This is a genomic window from Pseudogulbenkiania ferrooxidans 2002, from assembly GCF_000174355.1.
Lineage (GTDB): Bacteria > Pseudomonadota > Gammaproteobacteria > Burkholderiales > Chromobacteriaceae > Pseudogulbenkiania > Pseudogulbenkiania ferrooxidans.
Genome location: NZ_ACIS01000003.1, coordinates 186347 through 205664, shown reverse-complemented (window position 1 = coordinate 205664; position 19318 = coordinate 186347). Strand labels below are relative to the sequence as shown.

14 protein-coding genes and 1 riboswitch are annotated in these 19318 nt (G+C 64.1%); of the genes, 11 read left to right on the top strand and 3 right to left on the bottom strand.

The genetic code is table 11. From position 1 onward, the window contains the following. The first annotated feature begins 222 nt into the window (after positions 1-222). Positions 223-1620, top strand: a complete 1398-nt coding sequence (locus FURADRAFT_RS06035) for an amino acid permease (RefSeq protein ID WP_008953243.1) — start codon at positions 223-225, stop codon at positions 1618-1620. A gap of 368 nt (positions 1621-1988) precedes the next feature. Here FURADRAFT_RS06035 and aceA read toward each other — a convergent pair whose 3' ends face one another. Next, complete coding sequence (gene aceA, locus FURADRAFT_RS06030; protein ID WP_008953242.1) at positions 1989-3287, bottom strand: isocitrate lyase; 1299 nt, start codon at positions 3285-3287, stop codon at positions 1989-1991. 435 nt (positions 3288-3722) lie between these two features. Between aceA and grpE the strand changes: the two genes are divergently transcribed. From grpE to dnaJ, 3 genes are all read left to right on the top strand, one after another. Beyond that, positions 3723-4268, top strand: coding sequence for a nucleotide exchange factor GrpE (grpE, locus tag FURADRAFT_RS06025; RefSeq protein WP_008953241.1), 546 nt, complete (start codon positions 3723-3725; stop codon positions 4266-4268). Between the two features lie 115 nt (positions 4269-4383). Then, on the top strand, positions 4384-6300 hold the full coding sequence (gene dnaK, locus FURADRAFT_RS06020; protein WP_008953240.1) for a molecular chaperone DnaK: 1917 nt from the start codon (positions 4384-4386) through the stop codon (positions 6298-6300). A gap of 164 nt (positions 6301-6464) precedes the next feature. Then, positions 6465-7586 (top strand): molecular chaperone DnaJ, encoded by a 1122-nt coding sequence (gene dnaJ / locus FURADRAFT_RS06015; protein ID WP_008953239.1) that lies wholly within the window; start codon positions 6465-6467, stop codon positions 7584-7586. A gap of 286 nt (positions 7587-7872) precedes the next feature. On the opposite strand, the gene FURADRAFT_RS06010 is transcribed toward dnaJ, so the two are convergent. Together FURADRAFT_RS06010 and FURADRAFT_RS06005 are read right to left on the bottom strand one after the other, a co-directional pair. Next, positions 7873-9270: an amino acid permease gene (locus FURADRAFT_RS06010; RefSeq protein ID WP_008953238.1), complete on the bottom strand. Its 1398-nt coding sequence runs from the start codon at positions 9268-9270 to the stop codon at positions 7873-7875. A gap of 479 nt (positions 9271-9749) precedes the next feature. Next, entirely contained in the window at positions 9750-11084 is a 1335-nt protein-coding gene (locus tag FURADRAFT_RS06005) for a voltage-gated chloride channel family protein (protein WP_008953237.1), read from the bottom strand. Between the two features lie 88 nt (positions 11085-11172). After that, positions 11173-11236, bottom strand: a riboswitch (Fluoride riboswitch). Positions 11237-11366: 130 nt separating this feature from the next. On the opposite strand from FURADRAFT_RS06005, the gene FURADRAFT_RS06000 reads away from it, so the two are divergent. From FURADRAFT_RS06000 to glyS, 7 genes are all read left to right on the top strand, one after another. Beyond that, complete coding sequence (locus FURADRAFT_RS06000) at positions 11367-11624, top strand: hypothetical protein (RefSeq protein ID WP_008953236.1); 258 nt, start codon at positions 11367-11369, stop codon at positions 11622-11624. Between the two features lie 116 nt (positions 11625-11740). Then, on the top strand, positions 11741-12742 hold the full coding sequence (hemB, locus tag FURADRAFT_RS05995) for a porphobilinogen synthase (RefSeq protein WP_008953235.1): 1002 nt from the start codon (positions 11741-11743) through the stop codon (positions 12740-12742). A 257-nt stretch (positions 12743-12999) separates the two neighbouring features. After that, complete coding sequence (locus tag FURADRAFT_RS05990; protein WP_008953234.1) at positions 13000-14199, top strand: glycine C-acetyltransferase; 1200 nt, start codon at positions 13000-13002, stop codon at positions 14197-14199. 109 nt (positions 14200-14308) lie between these two features. Then, a complete protein-coding gene (gene tdh / locus FURADRAFT_RS05985) occupies positions 14309-15340 on the top strand; it encodes an L-threonine 3-dehydrogenase (RefSeq protein ID WP_008953233.1) in 1032 nt (343 codons plus the stop codon). 533 nt (positions 15341-15873) lie between these two features. Beyond that, positions 15874-16764: a glycine--tRNA ligase subunit alpha gene (gene glyQ / locus FURADRAFT_RS05980; protein ID WP_008953232.1), complete on the top strand. Its 891-nt coding sequence runs from the start codon at positions 15874-15876 to the stop codon at positions 16762-16764. 2 nt (positions 16765-16766) lie between these two features. Next, a complete protein-coding gene (locus FURADRAFT_RS05975) occupies positions 16767-17207 on the top strand; it encodes a surface-adhesin E family protein (protein WP_008953231.1) in 441 nt (146 codons plus the stop codon). After that, the gene (gene glyS / locus FURADRAFT_RS05970) at positions 17204-19264 is read left to right on the top strand and encodes a glycine--tRNA ligase subunit beta (protein ID WP_008953230.1); all 2061 of its coding nucleotides are present in this window, start codon (positions 17204-17206) and stop codon (positions 19262-19264) included. Before FURADRAFT_RS05975 ends, glyS begins: the two co-directional genes overlap by 4 nt. Positions 19265-19318: the final 54 nt, after the last annotated feature.

Here is a 19318-nt window from a genome sequence, read left to right as displayed (position 1 = left end):
ACAGTGGCGAAGTCGGGGGGTGAGTTTTACCTTGTCTGACCTTGGCATTGAGGTAATATCACGCCGTTTCGTCTTCGTGGCGGTGGCTTTATTGGCTATCTTCGCGCGTAGACGAGTTATTTTCGGAGCACCGTGTGCCCTGATCCATTCCTGCCATGCGCCCGCCACACTGCGGGCGCATGGCATTTGGCACACCGCGAACACTCGGGGATTGTTTGAAACATGAGCTTGATGCGCAAGAAGAGCGTGAGGGGCATGCTGTCTGCCGCCCACACCTCACAGGGGCTCCGCAAGGAGCTGTCCGCCTTTGACCTGACCATGCTGGGGATCGGCGCCATCATCGGCACCGGCATCTTCGTCCTGACCGGCACCGGCGCCACCGTGGCCGGCCCCGGCCTGGTATTGTCCTTCGTCATCGGCGCCATCGCCTGCGGTTTCGCCGCGCTGTGCTACGCCGAATTCGCCTCCATGCTGCCGGTGTCGGGTTCCACCTATACCTACGCCTACGCCACGCTGGGCGAGCTGATCGCCTGGATCATCGGCTGGGACCTGATGCTGGAATACCTGCTGGCGTCCTCCGCCGTGTCAGTGGGCTGGTCCGGCTACTTCCAGAGCCTGATCGCCGGTTTCGGCCTGCATCTGCCGGATGCGCTGACCGCCGCGGCAGGTGCCCGCCCCGGCGTGGAGACGGTGTTCAACCTGCCGGCCTTCGTGATTGCCATGCTGATTACCGCGCTGCTGGCGTTCGGCATCAAGGAATCGAAGAAGGTCAATAACGTGGTGGTGATGATCAAGGTGGCGGTGGTGGTGCTGTTCATCGCCATCGCGGTGTGGCACGTCAAGCCGGCCAACTGGAATCCGGCCCTGCCGTACGGCATGACCGGCGTGTTCCACGGTGCCGCCATCGTGTTCTTCAGCTTCCTCGGCTTCGACGCCGTGACTTGTGCTGCAGAAGAGGTGAAGAACCCTGAGAAGGATATCCCGAAGGGGGTGATCTGGTCGCTGGCGATCTGCTCGGTGCTGTATGTGATCGTGTCCGCCATCATGACCGGCATCGTGCCGTTCATGCAGTTCAAGGGCATCGATCACCCGGTATCGCTGGCGTTGCAGGTGGCCAAGCTCGACTGGTTCGCCGGCTTCGTCGACCTGGGCGCCATTCTCGGCATGCTGACGGTGATCCTGGTGATGACTTACGGGCAGACCCGCATCCTGTTCGCGATGTCGCGCGATGGCCTGCTGCCCAAGGTGTTCTCCGAGGTGCATCCGAAGTACGGCACGCCGTACAAGGCCACCTGGCTGATCGGCACCCTCATTGCGCTGATCGCCGGCTTCGTGCCGCTGGGTACGTTGGCCGAGCTGGTGAACATCGGCACCCTGGCCGCGTTCTCGCTGATCGCCGCCGCCATCATCCTGCTGCGCAAGCGCGAACCGGACCTGCCGCGCAAGTTTCACTGCCCGGGCGTGCCCTACGTACCGGCGCTGGCCATCGTGTTCTGCGTGTTCCTGATGACGCAGCTCGCGGCGCTGACCTGGCTGTGCTTCGTGATCTGGCTGGTGCTGGGCCTGATGGTGTACTTCGGCTATTCGCGCCGCCGCTCGCTGCTGCACGTGCGTACCTGACCGAGGCGACTCTCCGTAGGCATCCAGGGCCGGCTTTTGCCGGCCTTTTTGTTGGGCTGCCGATGGCTTGCAGTCCAGCTGTCGGCCGGGTCCGCCGCTGGCCGACCCTTGGCATGAAGGCCGCGACGACCTTCTTGTGTCCGGTTGGGCACGGCGAATAGCGGGAGTGTGTCGGGAGATGCGCTGCTGATTTGTTCGAGATCAGGGCGGCGTGCAGTGGCTGCCTGCCAGGATGTGGGGGCCCCCCGTTGCCCTCGTTGCGCCGGGAAGCAATGGATGAGGTGCCGCAACGAAAAACCCCCGCCGTGGCGGGGGTTGCTTGACACAGACGGCAGGGTCGAATTGCCGTTCAGTCGAACGCTTGGATCTTAGTGGAACTGTTCTTCTTCGGTCGACCCGGTCAGCGCGGTCACCGAGGACTTGCCGCCCTGGATTACCGTGGTGATGTCGTCGAAGTAGCCGGTACCGACTTCCTGCTGGTGCGAGACGAAGGAATAGCCACGTTCGCGGGCGGCGAATTCCGGCTCTTGTACCTTCTCGACGTAGGCCGACATGCCGCGCTTGGCGTAGTCCTGCGCCAGGTCGAACATGTTGTACCACATGGAGTGGATGCCAGCCAGGGTGATGAACTGGTACTTGTAGCCCATGGCGCCCAGCTCGCGCTGGAACTTGGCGATGGTGGCATCGTCCAGGTTCTTTTTCCAGTTGAAGGACGGCGAGCAGTTGTAGGCCAAGAGCTTGCCCGGGTGCTTGGCGTGTACGGCTTCAGCAAATTTGCGGGCGAATTCCAGATCCGGGGTACCGGTTTCGCACCATACCAGGTCGGCGTATTCGGCGTAGGCGATAGCGCGGCTGATGGCCTGCTCCAGACCTTTCTTGGTCTTGTAGAAGCCTTCTGCAGTGCGTTCGCCGGTCAGGAACGGCTTGTCGTTCTCGTCGTAGTCGCTGGTCAAGAGGTCGGCGGCTTCGGCGTCGGTACGGGCGATCACCAGGGTCGGTACGCCGTAGACGTCAGCGGCCATACGGGCGGCGATCAGTTTCTGTACGGCTTCCTGGGTCGGTACCAGTACCTTGCCACCCATGTGGCCGCACTTCTTCACCGAAGCCAGTTGGTCTTCGAAGTGCACCCCACCGGCGCCGGCGCGGATCATCGCCTTCATCAGTTCGTAGGCGTTCAGCACGCCGCCGAAACCGGCTTCGGCATCGGCCACGATCGGAGCGTAGTAATCGACGAAGCCGGCATCGCCTTTTTCCAGACCCTTGGAGTGCTGGATTTCGTCGGCACGGGTGAAGGCGTTGTTGATGCGCTCGACCACCTTCGGCACCGAGTCAACCGGGTACAGCGACTGGTCCGGGTACATCGCGGAGTATTCGTTGTTGTCGGCGGCGACTTGCCAGCCGGACAGGTAGATGGCCTTGATGCCGGCTTTCACCTGCTGCATGGCCTGGCCACCGGTCAGCGCGCCCAGGCAGTTGATGTAGGGCTCGTTGTTGACCAGGTTCCACAGTTTTTCAGCACCGTTACGAGCCAAGGTATGTTCCACCTGGACGGAGCCGCGCAGGCGCTCTACGTCGGCGGCGGTGTAGCCGCGCTTGATACCTTTCCAGCGCGGATTTTCGTCCCAGTCTTTTTGGATGGCGGCAATGCGTTGTTCGCGAGTGGTCATGCTTGAATCCTTCTCGATTACGTTTCTTAGTAAACCGGTAAATTCAGCCGGCATTCCTCTGGCTATGATGAATCGGTTTTACCGTCACCTTTTATTGACAACGTGTTTTGCCCGTTGTCGTTTCCGACCGCCGAAGCCTATTCCGTAAGGGAGACAGACCTGCTGGTCGTCGTGTGCTGTGAGTCCATTTAAACATAAAAAAAACGTAATGTGTGCAGTGCAGCACAAAAAAATCCTTTGTTTTCAAAAGGTAACAAAACCGACAAAAAACGAATGAAATGCCACGCTGTTTTTTTCCATTTCCGAAAGCAAAAGTTCCCAAACGAGCGGTTGCTTGGTTCGCTTGCGCATCGACCGCGCTCTCTTGAAATTTTCGCCAAAGCCCCTACCTAGCGTCAGGTCATCCTCAATCGCCTAGCTAACAAGGGAATCGTCATGCAGGAAAACCAACAGAATCCGGTTAACGAGGCCGTGGACAGCGCCGCCGCCCAGGCTCCCGCCGACAGCGCGGTCGAGCCGACCACGGAGGCGCGCGTTGCCGCACTGGAAATCGAGTTGGCCGAAGCCCGCGAGCAGTTTCTGCGCTCCCGCGCCGAAATGGAGAACCTGCGCCGTCGTACGGCCGAAGAGGTGGTGAACGCACAGAAGTACGCCATCAACAAGTTTGCCAACGAGTTGTTGGCGGTGAAGGACAGCCTGGAGATGGCGCTGGCCGACCAGAGCGGCCAGTTCGACAACCTGAAGTTCGGCGTCGACCTGACGCTGAAACAGCTGGTGTCGGCCTTCGACAAAGCGCAGATCAAGGAAATCAACCCGGTGGGCGAGGCGCTCGACCCGCACCGCCATCAGGCCATCAGCACCGAGGAAGCGGACGCCGAGCCCAACACCGTGCTGCGCGTGATGCAGAAGGGCTACCAAGTGGCCGATCGCGTGTTGCGCCCGGCCATGGTCGTGGTCGCCAAGGCCAAGAGCCAACAGTAAAAAGGTTGGCCGAAGCCCTCTTGAAAACGTGGGCATAGCCATTACCTATCCAGTCAACAGGCGCTGACTATCGCGATTGCGGTACGCCGTAAAGAGTCAAGGAAAGGAATTAAACATGGGCAAAATCATTGGTATCGACCTGGGCACCACCAACTCCTGCGTGTCGGTGATCGAGAACGGCCATCCGAAAGTGATCGAGAACGCCGAAGGCACTCGCACCACTCCGTCCATCATCGCCTACATGGAAGACGGCGAGATCCTGGTCGGCGCCCCGGCCAAGCGTCAGGCGGTGACCAACCCGAAGAACACCCTGTACGCCATCAAGCGCCTGATCGGCCGCCGCTTCGAAGAAAAAGAAGTGCAGAAGGACATCGACCTGATGCCGTTCGAGATCACCAAGGCCAAGAACGGCGACTCCTGGGTCAAGGTGCGTGACCAGGAACTGGCGCCGCCGCAGATCTCCGCCGAAGTGCTGCGCAAGATGAAGAAGACCGCCGAAGACTACCTCGGCGAAGAAGTGACCGAAGCCGTGATCACCGTGCCGGCCTACTTCAACGACAGCCAGCGCCAGGCCACCAAGGACGCCGGCCGCATCGCCGGTCTGGACGTCAAGCGCATCATCAACGAGCCGACCGCGGCCGCGCTGGCCTTCGGTCTGGCCAAGCAGGAAGGCGACCGCAAGATCGCCGTGTATGACCTGGGTGGCGGCACCTTCGACATCTCGATCATCGAGATCGCCGACGTCGAAGGCGAGCACCAGTTCGAAGTGCTGTCGACCAACGGCGACACCTTCCTGGGTGGTGAAGACTTCGACCAGCGCCTGATCGACTACATCGTGACCGAGTTCAAGCGCGAGCAGGGCGTGGACCTGAAGAACGACGTGATGGCGCTGCAGCGCCTGAAGGACGCCGCGGAAAAGGCCAAGATCGAGCTGTCCTCGGCCTCGCAGACCGAAGTCAACCTGCCGTACATCACCATGGACGCCACTGGTCCGAAGCACCTGGCGATGAAGATCACCCGCGCCAAGTTCGAGAGCCTGGTGGAAGACCTGATCGCCCGCTCGATTGAGCCGTGCCGTGTCGCCCTGAAGGACGCCGGCGTGTCGATCAACGACATCGCCGACGTGATCCTGGTCGGCGGCCAGACCCGCATGCCGAAGGTGCAGGAAGCGGTGAAGGAGTTCTTCGGCAAGGAGCCGCGCAAGGACGTCAACCCGGACGAAGCCGTGGCCGTCGGTGCCGCCATCCAGGGTTCGGTGCTGTCCGGTGACCGCAAGGACGTGCTGCTGCTCGACGTGACCCCGCTGTCGCTGGGTATCGAGACGCTGGGCGGCATCATGACCAAGCTGATCCAGAAGAACACCACCATCCCGACCAAGGCGCAGCAGACCTTCTCCACTGCCGACGACAACCAGACCGCGGTGACCATCCACGTGCTGCAAGGTGAGCGCGAGAAGGCCTCGGCCAACAAGTCGCTGGGCCAGTTCAACCTGTCCGACATCCCGGCCGCGCCGCGTGGCATGCCGCAGATCGAAGTGACCTTCGACATCGACGCCAACGGTATCCTGCACGTGTCGGCCAAAGACAAGGGCACCGGCAAGGAAGCCAAGATCACCATCCAGGCGTCCTCCGGCCTGTCCGAGGAAGAAATCCAGCGCATGGTGAAGGACGCCGAGGTTAACGCCGAAGAAGACAAGAAGCTGCACGAGCTGGTACAGGCCCGCAACCAGGGTGAAGGCATGATCCACTCGGTGAAGAAGTCGCTGGCCGAACACGGCGACAAGATCTCCGCCGAAGAGAAGTCCGCCATCGAAGCCGCGCTGAAGGAAGCCGAAGAAGTGGTGAAGGGCGACGACAAGGACGCCATCGACGCCAAGGTCCAGGCGCTGATGACCGCTTCGCACAAGCTGGCCGAGCAGATGTACAGCCAGGCCCAGGGCGAAGCCGGTGCCGAACAGCCGGCTGGCGCCGGCAACAAGGACGAAGGCGACGTGGTCGATGCCGAGTTCGAAGAAGTGAAGGACAAGAAGTAAGCGTTCTTGCGCCTGGAGCCCGCCGCGACGCCGCCATGCGCCCAGCGTCGGGCGGCTCTAGAGAGGCACAGGGTTCCGGGGGCTTTCCTCTGGCCTCTGTGCCTTTCCTGTTTCGGAATTCCCTTTCCGCCTGCCCCTGATGGGAGGCCCCAAGGTAGAACAGCATGTCCAAACGTGATTATTACGACACTCTCGGTGTCAACCGCGATGCCTCCGACGACGACATCAAGAAGGCGTACCGCAAGCTGGCGATGAAGCACCACCCGGACCGCAACCCGGACAGCAAGGAAGCCGAAGACAAGTTCAAGGAAGTCAAGGAAGCCTACGAGATACTGTCCGACGGGCAGAAGCGCGCGGCCTACGACCAGTTCGGCCACGCCGGGGTCGATCCCAATGCTGCTGGTGCGCGCGGCGGCCAGGGCTTCGGCGATTTCGCCGACGCCTTCTCCGACATCTTCGGCGACATCTTCGGTGGGCGCGGCGGTGGCGGACGCTCCAACGTCTACCGTGGCGCCGATCTGCGCTACAACATGGAGATCTCGCTGGAAGAGGCGGCGCGCGGCTGCGAGAAGCAGATCCGCATCCCGTCGCACGAGAATTGCGACGTCTGTCACGGCAGCGGCGCCAAGCCGGGCACCCAGCCCAAGACTTGCCCGACCTGCGGCGGTCACGGCCAGGTGCGGGTGAGCCAGGGCTTCTTCTCGATCCAGCAGACCTGCCCGACCTGCCACGGCAGCGGCAAGCAGATCACCGACCCGTGCCACAAGTGCCACGGCGCCGGCCAGGTCAAGACCCACAAGACGCTCAACGTCAAGATTCCGCCCGGCGTCGACGAGGGCGACCGTATCCGTCTGTCCGGCGAGGGCGAGGCGGGGCAGAACGGCGGCCCGGCGGGCGACCTGTACGTGGTGACCCACATCAAGGCGCACCCGGTGTTCCAGCGCGACGGCATGGATCTGCACTGCGAGATGCCGATTTCCTTCGCCACGGCGGCACTCGGCGGCGAAGTGGAAATCCCCACGCTCGACGGTCTGGCCAAGGTGAAGATCGCGGCGGAAACCCAGTCCGGCCGCCAGTACCGGCTGCGCGGCAAGGGCATCAAGTCGGTGCGTGGTTCCGACTACGGTGACCTGCTGTGCCACGTGGTGGTGGAAACCCCGATCAACCTCACCGAGCGTCAGAAGGAGCTGCTGCGCGAGTTCGAGGCGATCAGCCAGGGCGATACCGCCATGCACAACCCGCGCGCCAAGTCCTTCATGGACAAGCTGAAGGACTTCTTCGGCTGAACCCGAAGGCATGGCGATAAAAAAACGGCGCCCCATCGGGTCGCCGTTTTTTGTTGATTAAGTCCTCTCGAGCACCGCGAGGCTCCCTTACAGGGCAAGGGCGGACTGCGTGCGAATCTTTGATTCGCTCAGCGAAGGATTGGGAATAAAGTGGCAGGCTGCGGAATCAACTACTGAGGTGGAGAGGCCCGGCTTTGCCGGGTCCTGTCAAAAAGAATCAAAGCACCTTGTCCGCAGCCTGAAACGGCGACTCGATGAGTCGCCGTTTTTCTTGCCGGGGAACGCTTTAGGCCGACTGGCGCGCGGCCTTCAGTGCCGGCTCGCCGCCTTGGCGGTGGTAGCCCAGGGCATAGTAGAGCACCACCAGCAGCACCAGCCAGCCCGGGCCGATCACCAGCGCGATGCGGGTGTCCGGGAAGTAGGCCATCAGACCCACCACCAGCACCAGGAAGGCCAGCGCGATGTACGAACCGTACGGGAACAGCGGCATGCGATGCTCGAGGGCCGACAGCTGTGCCGGGCTCAGGGTGCGGCGGAACTTCAGCTGCGACAGCAGGATGATCGCCCAGGTCCAGATCGCGCCGAAGGTCGAGATCGCGGTGAGCCAGGTGAACACTTCCTTCGGGGCGAGGTAGTTGAGCAGCACGCCGCCCAGCAGCATCACCACCGAGATCAGCACGGCGGCGTTCGGCACGCCGTTCTTGCCCACCTTGGCGAACATCGGCAGCGCCTGCCCTTGCTGCGCCAGGTTGTACACCATGCGGCCGGTACTGAAGATGCCGCTGTTGCACGAGGACAGCGCGGCGGTCAGCACCACGAAGTTGATGATGCCGGCGGCGGCCGGGATGCCCATCTTCTCGAAGGTCATCACGAACGGGCTGCCGCTGGTGCCGATCTGGTCCCACGGGTAGATCGACATCACCACGAACAGCGCGCCGACGTAGAAGATCAGGATGCGCCAGAACACCGAGTCCACGGCACGCGCCAGGGTCTTCTTCGGGTTCTTGGCTTCGCCGGCGGTCAGGCCGATCATCTCCACGCCCAGATACGCGAACATCACCATCTGCATCGACATCAGGATGCCCTTGACGCCGTTGGGCATGAAGCCGCCGTGCGTCCACAGGTTGGCGATGCCGGTGGCGATGCCGCCGTTGCCGAAGCCGAACACGATCATGCCGAGGCTGGAGATGATCATCAGCACGATGGTGACGATCTTGATCAGCGCGAACCAGAACTCGAATTCACCGTAGGTCTTGACCGCGATGAAGTTGACCGAGCCCATGAGCACCAGTGCCGACAGCGCCCAGATCCAGTGCGGCACGTCCGGGAACCACACGCCCATGTAGACGCCGACCGCGGTGATTTCGGCCATGCAGGTGACGATCCACAGGAACCAGTAGTTCCAGCCGGTGAGGTAGCCGGCCAAGGGGCCGAGGTAGTTCTGCGCGTAGCGGCTGAAGGAGCCGGCGACCGGGTTGTGGATCGCCATTTCGCCCAGCGCGCGCATGATCAGGAAAATGGCGAAGCCGCCCAGCGCGTACGAGATCATGATCGCCGGGCCGGCCATCTTGATCGCGCTGGCCGATCCCAGGAACAGGCCGACGCCGATCGCGGCGCCGAGCGCCATCAGGTTGATATGCCTCTCTTCGAGGCCTCGGTGCAAGTGGTCTTGCTGGTTCTGCATCAGGTTTCTCCATCTTTGAGCGGGGAAGGGCGTCCGGGCCGATCTGGCCGTGGCGCCGCCTTATTTCGTGCAGCACTGAGCGGCTGCTTGTTATGGACCGGGCGAGCGCAGGTGGGCGCTCGATGCGGTCTTGTTCGCTGGAATTGGTGTCCAGCGAGAAGGCATAGTATAAAAACTAATATTGTAAATTTTTCACTATATATTTCTATTTTATTAGTATAAAAAACTTAAATTTTTGAACTTTACAGGTTATGTTGCAATTTGCATTTTGCCGGTGGCGGCTCTGCAAGGGCTCCGTGTCGTAGCCACCGGCGGGCGTGGCGAAGCGCGCCCGCCACACCATAAGGAGAGGGTGAAATGAGGTAGGGCAGGCCGGGGAGAAGCGCCCCGGCGTCGTGGTATCAGGGCTGGGGAGTCGAGCGCCGTCCTGCCCCGTAGGGCAAGACGTGCGGTAAAGGGGGGCGGCGCGGCGAGGGGTTTCAGTGGCGCGCGTTGTCCTCACCCGGCTGGGCGGAGGGCGGGGCCGTGCGCTGCAGCGCCTGCTGGCGGTAGGCGGGCAGCTCGCCCAGCTTGATGCCCTCCGGCGTGTCGCGGTGCTTGGCGTGGCCGACGCGCTGCGAGCGGTAGATGCCGGTGTGCCCGGAAAACAGGTAGCTCACCACGCAGGCGATGCTGGCGTAGACGCCGATCTCGCTGCCGAAGAGTTCCATCGCCATCAGTGTCGAGGCGATCGGGGTGTTGGCGGCGCCGGCGAACACCGCGACGAAACCGATGCCGGCCAGCAGGGGCAGGGGCATGCCGAGCAGCGGCGCCAGGGCGTTGCCGAGCGTCGCCCCGATGTAGAACAGGGGGGTGACCTCGCCGCCCTTGAAGCCGCTGCCCAGCGAGGCGACGGTGAAGGCCATCTTGGCGGCGAAGTCGTATGGCGCCAGCGGTTGCTGGAAGGCTTCCACGATGGTCGGAACGCCAAGCCCGATATAGCGGTCGGCGCCCAGCAGGTAAACGGCGGCGGCGATCACCATCCCTCCCAGCAGCGGTCGCAGCGGGGCGTAGCCGATGCGCTGCTTGATCCAGCCGCCCAGGCCGTGGGTGAGGTCGGCGAAGACCTTGCCGGTGAGACCGAACAGCATCCCGGCGATCACCGTCGCCGCCAGCCCCCAGGCCGATAGCGGCGGGATGAAGGGGATGACGTAGCGGGTGTGATGCACGCCCCACAGCAGGCCGACCTGGTCGGCCACGATCGCCGCCACCATGCAGGGCAGGATGGCGTCGTAGCGCAGCCGGCCGATGGCGAGCACTTCCAGCCCGAAGATGGCGCCGGCCAGCGGTGTGCCGAACACCGAGGCGAAGCCCGCGCTGATGCCCGCCATCAGGATGATGCGGCGATCCTCGTGGCGCAGCTTGAACAGGTGGGTGAACTGGTCGGCCAGCGCCCCCCCCATCTGCACCGCCGTTCCCTCGCGCCCCACCGAGGCGCCGAACAGGTGGGAGAGCACGGTGCCGCCCAGTACCAGGGGCGCCATGCGCAGCGGGATGACCCTCTTCGGGTCGTGGATCTCGTCGATCAGCAGGTTGTTGCCGGCCTCGACGCGCTGCCCGAAGCGCAGGTAGAGCCAGCCGACGCCGAAGCCGGCTAGCGGCAGCTGCGCGATCAGCCAGCGCTGCGCGATGCGGGTGGCCGTGGCCCAGTCGAGGGCGAACAGGAACAAGGCGGAAGCGGAACCTGCGAGCGCGGCGACGGCGCTGGCCAGCAGCAGCCATTTGCCGAGGTAGGGTAGCAGGTCGATCTGCTCGGGACGTTGGGCGTGTTTCATGCGTGTTCAGTGAGTGTGGGCTGGAGGCACAAACCTGGACAGGCGGCGGGCTGTCGGATACGTACCTACACCTCCTGCCGGTCGAGGAATCCGTGTAGGCATCATCAGCCCCGGGGGCGGTTACAAGGAGGCATGCCATCTCCTGTCGCGGAATTCTACCGGCAAGCCGCATTGCAAACCATCCCTACGCGAGACGGAAGCGAGCGGCCAACTCGGCGTAAAATGAAAGTATCGAAATCACTGGCCGGCGCATGCCGGCACGGACAAGAGGTTGGCCGAAGCATGGATATCTTTCACAGCACGTGGTTCTGGGTGGTGGTGATCGGGGCGCCGCTGGTGTCGGTGATCGGCACCCTGGCGCGCCTCGCGCACAAGGAACCGCCGATCAAGCTGCCGCCGGGCGTGGTGCCGCAGCCATACAAATTCGACGACGAGGAAGAGGGCGAGGACGACGATTGGGGCAAGAAGCCGGCACCGGCTGCCGGAGAAAAAAAGAACGAGGCCGAGGGCCCGAAGAAGGACATGGATCGTCCGCGCTGAACAGCCTGTTCTCCCCGCCGGCTGGTCGGGTGGCGGCGGGCTTGTTAAGCTAGCGCCTTTGCGTGCCCGCCGCCACCCCGGGCGCCTTGCCACGTTCCGACAGGACTCGAATCACGATGATTTTCGCCAACCGTTTCTTTCCCGCTACGCGCCTGCGCCGCATGCGCAAGGACGATTTTTCGCGCCGCCTGATGCGCGAGAACGTGCTCACCGCCAACGACCTGATCTACCCGGTGTTCGTACTGGAAGGCGCCAACCGGGAAGAGGCGGTGGCCTCGATGCCGGGTGTGGTGCGCCAGAGCCTGGACAAGCTGCTCTACACCGCCGAGCAGGCGCTGGAGCTCGGTGTCCCGATGCTGTCGATCTTCCCGGTGATCGAGACCGGCAAGGACAACGCCGGAGCCGAGGCGTACAACCCGGAAGGGCTGGTGCCGACGGTGCTGCGTGAACTCAAGGCGCGCTTCCCCGAGCTGGGGCTGATGACCGACGGCGCGCTCGATCCGTACACCATCCACGGCCAGGACGGCATCATCGACGAAGCGGGCTACGTGCTCAACGAAGAAACCATCGAGGTGCTGATCAAGCAGGCGCTGTGTCATGCCGAGGCCGGTTCCGACGTGTTCGGCCCGTCCGACATGATGGACGGCCGCATCGGCGCCATCCGCGAGGCGCTGGAAGAAGCCGGCCACATCCACACCAAGATCCTGGCCTACTCGGCCAAGTACGCCTCGGCGTTCTACGGCCCGTTCCGCGACGCCGTGGGGTCTTCGGCCAACCTCGGCAAGGCCGACAAGTCCACCTACCAGATGGACCCGGCCAACCTCGAGGAGGCGATCCAGGAAGTGGCGATGGACCTGGAGGAGGGCGCCGACATGGTGATGATCAAGCCGGGCATGCCCTACCTCGACGTGATCCGCCGCATCAAGGACACCTTCCGTGTGCCGACCTACGCCTACCAGGTGTCGGGCGAGTACGCCATGCTCAAGGCCGCGTTCCAGAACGGCTGGCTGAACGAAGAGAAGTGCATGATGGAAAGCCTGCTGGCGTTCAAGCGCGCCGGCGCCGACGGCATCCTGACCTACTTCGCGCTCGACGCGGCACGCCTGCTCAAGCGCTGAGCCTTCGGCCAACGTTTCCTTCCCGACCCGCCCGCGTGGCGGGTTTTGTTTTGGCGGGACCGGCGCCGCTAGGCCGTGCCTGCCATCGGACCGGGCGGCCGGCGCCGTCTCGGACAGTGACAGCCACCCCGGCCAAATCGCCGGCAACTGTGTCTGATCATGGCCGCGACGCTGGTCTAGAATGGGGTCAGAACGATGACGGCCGGATGGCGGTGATCCCGCCCGGCCCCACGCCGACCACACAGGGAACGTGCACGATGAACCATACCTACCTCGCCCATCTGCAGGCGACGCTGGCGCAAATCCGCGCCGACGGCTTCGAGAAACCCGAGCGCATCATCGCCAGCCCGCAGGGCGCCGACATCGCGCTGGCCAACGGCCACCACGTGCTCAACTTCTGCGCCAACAACTACCTCGGTCTGGCCGACGACGCCCGCCTGATCGCCGCGGCCAAGCAGGGGCTCGACGACTACGGCTACGGCTGCGCCTCGGTGCGCTTCATCTGCGGCACGCAGCAGGTGCACAAGGACCTGGAAAAAGCCATCGCCGATTTCCTCGGCACCGACGACACCATCCTCTATTCCAGCTGCTTCGACGCCAACGGCGGCGTGTTCGAGACCCTGCTGTCGGAAGAAGACGCGGTGATCTCGGACGAACTCAACCACGCCTCGATCATCGACGGCATCCGCCTGTGCAAGGCCAAGCGCTTCCGCTACAAGAACAACGATATGGCCGACCTGGAAGCCCAGCTCCAGGCCGCCGACGCCGCCGGCGCGCGCTTCAAGCTGGTCGTCACCGACGGCGTGTTCTCGATGGACGGCATCATCGCCGACCTCAAGGGCATCTGCGAGCTGGCCGACCGTTACGGCGCCATCGTCATGGTGGACGACTCGCATGCCGTCGGCTTCATCGGCGAGCACGGCGCCGGTACGCCGGACCTGTGCGGCGTCGCCGACCGCATCGACATCTACACCGGCACCCTGGGCAAGGCGCTTGGCGGGGCGTCCGGCGGCTACGTATCGGCACGCCAGCCCATCGTCGGCCTGCTGCGCCAGCGCTCCCGTCCCTACCTGTTCTCCAACACCCTGGCCCCGGCCATCGCCGCCGCCAGCCTGAAGGTGTTCGAGATACTGAAGAGCGAAGGCGCCGAATTGCGTGCCCGCCTCAAGCGCAACGCCGAGCTGTTCCGCCACGGCATGAGCGCCGCCGGTTTCACGCTGATCCCCGGCCAGCACCCGATCATCCCGGTGATGCTGGGCGACGCCAAGCTGGCCGGCGAAATGGCCGCCGCGCTATTGGCCGAAGGCGTGTACGTGATCGGCTTCTCCTACCCGGTGGTGCCCAAGGGCAAGGCGCGCATCCGCACCCAGATGTCGGCCGGCCACACCCCGGAACAGGTGGAACAGACCGTGGCGGCCTTCATCAAGGTCGGCCGCGAACTGGGCGTGATCCGCTGACTTTCGAATGACTCCCGTGCCGATCCCGAGCGCTACAGCCGCCAGACGGGATCGGCCTTAAAGGCGGGTCGAAGCGATCCTTCGGCCGCCCTCGCCACAGGATGACACCATGAAGGCGCTTGCCAAACTGAAAGCCGAACGCGGCCTGTCGATGACCGACGTTCCCGTGCCGGAAATCGGCCACAACGATTTGTTGATCAAGATCTCCAAGACCGCCATCTGCGGCACCGACATCCACATCTGGAACTGGGACGAGTGGGCGCAGAAGACCATCCCGGTGCCGATGCACGTCGGCCACGAATATGTCGGCGTGGTCGCCGGCATCGGCTCGGAAGTGCAGGGCTTCACGCTCGGCCAGCGCGTTTCCGGCGAAGGCCACATCACCTGCGGCTATTGCCGCAACTGCCGAGCCGGGCGCCGCCACCTGTGCCGCAACACCATCGGCGTCGGCGTGAACCGTCCCGGTGCGTTCGCCGAGTACCTGGTGATCCCGGCGTTCAACGCCTTCCCGATCCCGGACGACATCTCCGACGACCTGGCGTCGATCTTCGACCCATTCGGCAACGCGGTGCATACGGCATTGAGCTTCAACCTGGTCGGCGAGGACGTGCTGATCACCGGCGCCGGCCCGATCGGCATCATGGCGGTGGCCATCGCCCGCCACGTCGGCGCGCGCCACGTGGTGATCACCGACGTCAACGACTACCGTCTGGAACTGGCTCGCAAGATGGGCGCCAGCCGCACCGTCAACGTCGCCACCGAGGACTTGAAAACGGTGATGGGTGAACTGCACATGACCGAGGGCTTCGACGTCGGCCTGGAAATGTCCGGCAACCCGCAGGCCTTCCGTCAGATGCTGGAAACCATGAACCACGGCGGCAAGATTGCGCTGCTGGGCATTCCGCCCGAGAACACCGCCATCGACTGGAACCAGGTGATCTTCAAGGGCCTCGAGATCAAGGGCATCTACGGCCGCGAGATGTTCGAGACCTGGTACAAGATGGTGGCGCTGCTGCAGTCCGGGCTGAATCTGGACCCGATCATCACCCACCATTTCAAGGTCGACGACTTCGAGCAAGGCTTTGCCGCGATGCTGTCCGGGCAGAGCGGGAAGGTGATTCTCGACTGGCAGGGGGGGTAGCAGAAGTCGGCACAGCGGCTCCTGCCGTGCGGTGTGATGGATGAGGTTGTGTTCGAGCGTGCCGGACGGTTGCCAGCGTTGTTTGCCATGTCGGCGTTGCCGGTCCCGCCCGGCCGGCGGGTCGAGGGGCTTGTCTCGCCAAGCCCATTGACGCTCCCAAGGCGAGCCCGCCGCGGCTACTGTCCGCCTGGCTGCCGGCCGGCGAGGCGCCGCCGGAACTCGCGCCGCGCTAACGTCGCGGCACTCAAACAGCCGGCGGCTTAAAACCTCGCCGTCCGCCATCCAGACGGCGTGGCGGAAGGGCGGATCGGCTGCGTTGGGAGGTGTATTGCCATGGCGCTGCCTTGCTGCAACGACGGGCTAGCCCTTTTCTGTGTCGGGATGAGTCCAAACTTTATGCATTAACTGGACAGCATTTTTTCACGCCAACCCCATTTCCTGCGCACGGCAGGCCGTTTTGGCCTGCCGTTTGCTTTTCCCGCTCCACGGTAATCGGTAGAATCGGCCTTTACCCTTCACTCGTGATACGCGACATGCTCACTTTCCAGGAAATCATCCTCACGCTGCAGAACTACTGGAACCGTCAGGGCTGCGCACTGTTGCAGCCGTACGATACCGAAGTCGGTGCCGGCACCTCGCACACCGCCACCTTCCTGCGCGCCCTGGGCCCCGAGCCGTGGGCGGCCGCCTACGTGCAACCGTCGCGCCGCCCCAAGGACGGCCGCTATGGCGAGAACCCCAACCGCCTGTTCCAGCACCACCAGTATCAGGTGGTGATCAAGCCGTCGCCGCCCAACCTGCAGGATCTCTACCTCGGCTCCTTGAAGGAACTGGGCATCGATCCGACCGTGCACGACATCCGCTTCGTCGAGGACGACTGGGAAAACCCGACGCTGGGCGCCTGGGGCCTGGGCTGGGAAGTGTGGCTCAACGGTATGGAAGTGACGCAGTTCACCTACTTCCAGCAAGTCGGTGGCCTGGAGTGCAAGCCGGTGCTGGGCGAGCTGACCTACGGCCTGGAGCGTCTGGCGATGTACCTGCAGGGCGTCGAGAACGTTTACGACCTGGTGTGGGCGCGCATGCCGGACGGCCGCGAGCTGAGCTACGGCAACGTGTTCCTGCAGAATGAAGTCGAGCAGTCCAAATTTGCCTTCGAGCACAGCAACGTCGCGCTGCTGTTCCAGCAGTTCACCGACTACGAGGCGGAAGCCAAGCGCCTGCTCGACGCCGGGCTGCCGCTGCCGGGTTACGAGACCATCCTCAAGGCCGGCCACACCTTCAACCTGCTCGACGCGCGCGGCGCCATCTCGGTGACCGAACGCGCCGCCTACATCGGACGTATCCGCAACCTTGCCCGTCAGGTCGCTCAGGCCTACTACGACTCGCGCGAGGCGCTGGGTTTCCCGATGTGCCAGAAGGCCTGACCATGAAGACGTGGGTTGGACTCTGTCTTGCCGCGCTTGCGCTGTCCGCGCAGGCGGCGCCGCTCGCCGACTGGTCGGTGTACCGCCAGGGCGAGGCGCTCGAACTGGCGGTGGACCTGGCGTCCATCTGGCGCGAAGACGGGCTGATCCATTTCGTCAACCAGGAGCGGTTTGCCGAGCGCCAGTACGAAAAAGGCTACGACGTGAACTTCCACATCCGCCGTACCACCGGTTACGCCGATTGTGCCAAGTACCGGTACGCCTTCGTCTCCTCGGCCTACTACACGGCGTCCAACCGCCACGTCTGGTCGACGCTGTACCCGCTGCCGCGCTACAGCTGGACCTGGCAACCCGTTTATGAAAACTCGGTGGCCGATGCCATGATGCGCGTCGTCTGCGCCGCCGGCAAAACCGCTTCCAGCAAGAAATCCAACAGACCATGAACCCGACCCTGCTGATCGAACTCCTCACCGAGGAACTGCCGCCCAAGGCCCTGCCCAAGCTGGCGGCAAGCTTTGCCCAGACCATCACCGACGAACTGAAAAAACTGCAGTTCGTCGCCGCCGACGCCAGCGCCCACGTCTTCGCCTCGCCGCGCCGTCTGGCCCTGACCCTGCCCGCGGTGCTGGCGGTGCAGCCGGATCAGACCATCGTCAAGAAAGGCCCGGCGGTCGCCGCCGGCATGAAGGATGGCCAGCCGACCCCGGCGCTGGCCGGTTTCGCCCGCTCCTGCGGCGTCGAGGTGAGCGAACTTTCCACCATGAGCGACGGCAAACAGGACGTTTACGCCTACCGCAGCGTCAAGGCCGGCCAGCCGCTCGCGGCGGTGCTGTCCGACATCGTCGCGCTGGCGCTGAAGAAGCTGCCGGCACCCAAACTGATGCGCTGGGGCGATTCCGAACACCAGTTCGTGCGCCCGGTGCACGGCCTGGTGTTGCTGCACGGCAGCGAGCTGATCGCGGGCGAGGTGCTGGGGCTCAAGAGCCGCCGCGCCACGCTGGGCCATCGCTTCCTGTCCGCCGGTGAAGTGACGCTGCCCGATGCCGACAGCTACGCCCGCGTGCTGTACGAGCAGGGCAAGGTGGTGGCGAGTTTCGAGGCGCGCCGCGAACTGATCCGCCATCGCCTGGCCGAAGCCTCGGCCAAGCTCGGTGCCGTGATCGCCGCCGAGCAGGCGCTGGTCGACGAAGTCACCGCGCTGGTGGAGTGGCCGGTGGTGCTGGAAGCCGGCTTCGAAGCCGAATTCCTCAAGGTGCCGCAGGAGTGCCTGATCCTGACCATGCAGCAGAACCAGAAGTACTTCCCGCTGCTGGACGCCCACGGCAAGCTGATGAACCGCTTCCTCTTGGTATCCAACCTCGAGGCGACCGACCCGTCGCACATCATCCACGGCAACGAGCGCGTGCTGCGCGCGCGTCTCTCCGACGCCAAGTTCTTCTTCGAGCAGGACCAGAAAGTCCGCCTCGAATCGCGCCTGCCGCGCCTGGCCGACGTGGTCTACCACAACAAGATCGGCAGCCAGCTCGAACGCGTCGAACGCCTGCAGAACCTGGCCGGCACCATCGCCGGCAAGCTCGGCGCCAACGTCGACGACGCCCGCCGCGCCGCCTACCTGGCGAAGGCCGACCTGGTGTCCGACATGGTCGGCGAGTTTCCCGAGCTGCAGGGCATCATGGGCATGTACTACGCCCGCCACGACGGCGAGCACGAAGCGGTGGCTGCGGCCATCGAAGGCCACTACCACCCGCGCTTCGCCGGCGACAGCCTGCCGCACGGTCCGGTGGCGCTCTCCGTGGCGCTGGCCGACAAGCTGGAAACCATCGTCGGTATCTGGGGCATCGGCCTGGTGCCGACCGGCGACAAGGATCCGTTCGCACTGCGCCGTGCCGCGCTGGGCGTGCTGCGCATGGTGCTGGATACGCCGCTCGACCTGAAGCAGCTGATCGTCGACACCCACGATTCGTTCCCGGCTAACAAGCTGTCGGCCAGCGTGGCCGACGAGGTGTTCGCGTTCTGCCTCGAGCGCCTGAAGAACTTCCTCGCCGCCGACTACAAGGTGGACGAAATCGACGCCGTGCTGGCGCTGGAACCGACCCGTCTCGACGAGGTACGCGCGGTGCTGGCCGCCGTGGCCCAGTTCAAGCAGTTGCCGGAAGCTGCCACGCTGGCGGCGGCCAACAAGCGGGTGAAGAACATCCTGAAGAAGGCCGAGGGTGAAGTCGGTGTGGTCAACCCCGCGCTGTTGGCCGAAGACGCCGAAAAGGCGCTGTATGGCGCCGTGCAGCAGCTGGCGCCGCAAGTGGATGCGCAGTTCGCCGCGCACGACTTCGCCGGCGCGCTGGCGCAGCTCGCCAGCCTGAAGGCCCCGGTCGACGCCTTCTTCGACGGCGTGATGGTGATGGCCGACGACAGCGCGGTGCGAATCAACCGCATCGCGCTCCTGGCGCGCCTGGCCGAGCTGTTCAACCGCGTGGCGGACATCTCGCTGCTGGCCGACTGAGTCTGCCACCGCGTGGCGCGGACCGGCCGGCTGGCGGGTCCGCGCCTTTGGCCG

What these genes read in the sequence shown, in the direction of transcription:
- FURADRAFT_RS06035 (WP_008953243.1), top strand. Translation starts at nt 223, where the DNA reads ATGAGCTTGATGCGCAAGAAGAGCGTGAGGGGCATGCTGTCTGCCGCC.
- aceA (WP_008953242.1), bottom strand. Translation starts at nt 3,287, where the DNA reads ATGACCACTCGCGAACAACGCATTGCCGCCATCCAAAAAGACTGGGAC.
- grpE (WP_008953241.1), top strand. Translation starts at nt 3,723, where the DNA reads ATGCAGGAAAACCAACAGAATCCGGTTAACGAGGCCGTGGACAGCGCC.
- dnaK (WP_008953240.1), top strand. Translation starts at nt 4,384, where the DNA reads ATGGGCAAAATCATTGGTATCGACCTGGGCACCACCAACTCCTGCGTG.
- dnaJ (WP_008953239.1), top strand. Translation starts at nt 6,465, where the DNA reads ATGTCCAAACGTGATTATTACGACACTCTCGGTGTCAACCGCGATGCC.
- FURADRAFT_RS06010 (WP_008953238.1), bottom strand. Translation starts at nt 9,270, where the DNA reads ATGCAGAACCAGCAAGACCACTTGCACCGAGGCCTCGAAGAGAGGCAT.
- FURADRAFT_RS06005 (WP_008953237.1), bottom strand. Translation starts at nt 11,084, where the DNA reads ATGAAACACGCCCAACGTCCCGAGCAGATCGACCTGCTACCCTACCTC.
- FURADRAFT_RS06000 (WP_008953236.1), top strand. Translation starts at nt 11,367, where the DNA reads ATGGATATCTTTCACAGCACGTGGTTCTGGGTGGTGGTGATCGGGGCG.
- hemB (WP_008953235.1), top strand. Translation starts at nt 11,741, where the DNA reads ATGATTTTCGCCAACCGTTTCTTTCCCGCTACGCGCCTGCGCCGCATG.
- FURADRAFT_RS05990 (WP_008953234.1), top strand. Translation starts at nt 13,000, where the DNA reads ATGAACCATACCTACCTCGCCCATCTGCAGGCGACGCTGGCGCAAATC.
- tdh (WP_008953233.1), top strand. Translation starts at nt 14,309, where the DNA reads ATGAAGGCGCTTGCCAAACTGAAAGCCGAACGCGGCCTGTCGATGACC.
- glyQ (WP_008953232.1), top strand. Translation starts at nt 15,874, where the DNA reads ATGCTCACTTTCCAGGAAATCATCCTCACGCTGCAGAACTACTGGAAC.
- FURADRAFT_RS05975 (WP_008953231.1), top strand. Translation starts at nt 16,767, where the DNA reads ATGAAGACGTGGGTTGGACTCTGTCTTGCCGCGCTTGCGCTGTCCGCG.
- glyS (WP_008953230.1), top strand. Translation starts at nt 17,204, where the DNA reads ATGAACCCGACCCTGCTGATCGAACTCCTCACCGAGGAACTGCCGCCC.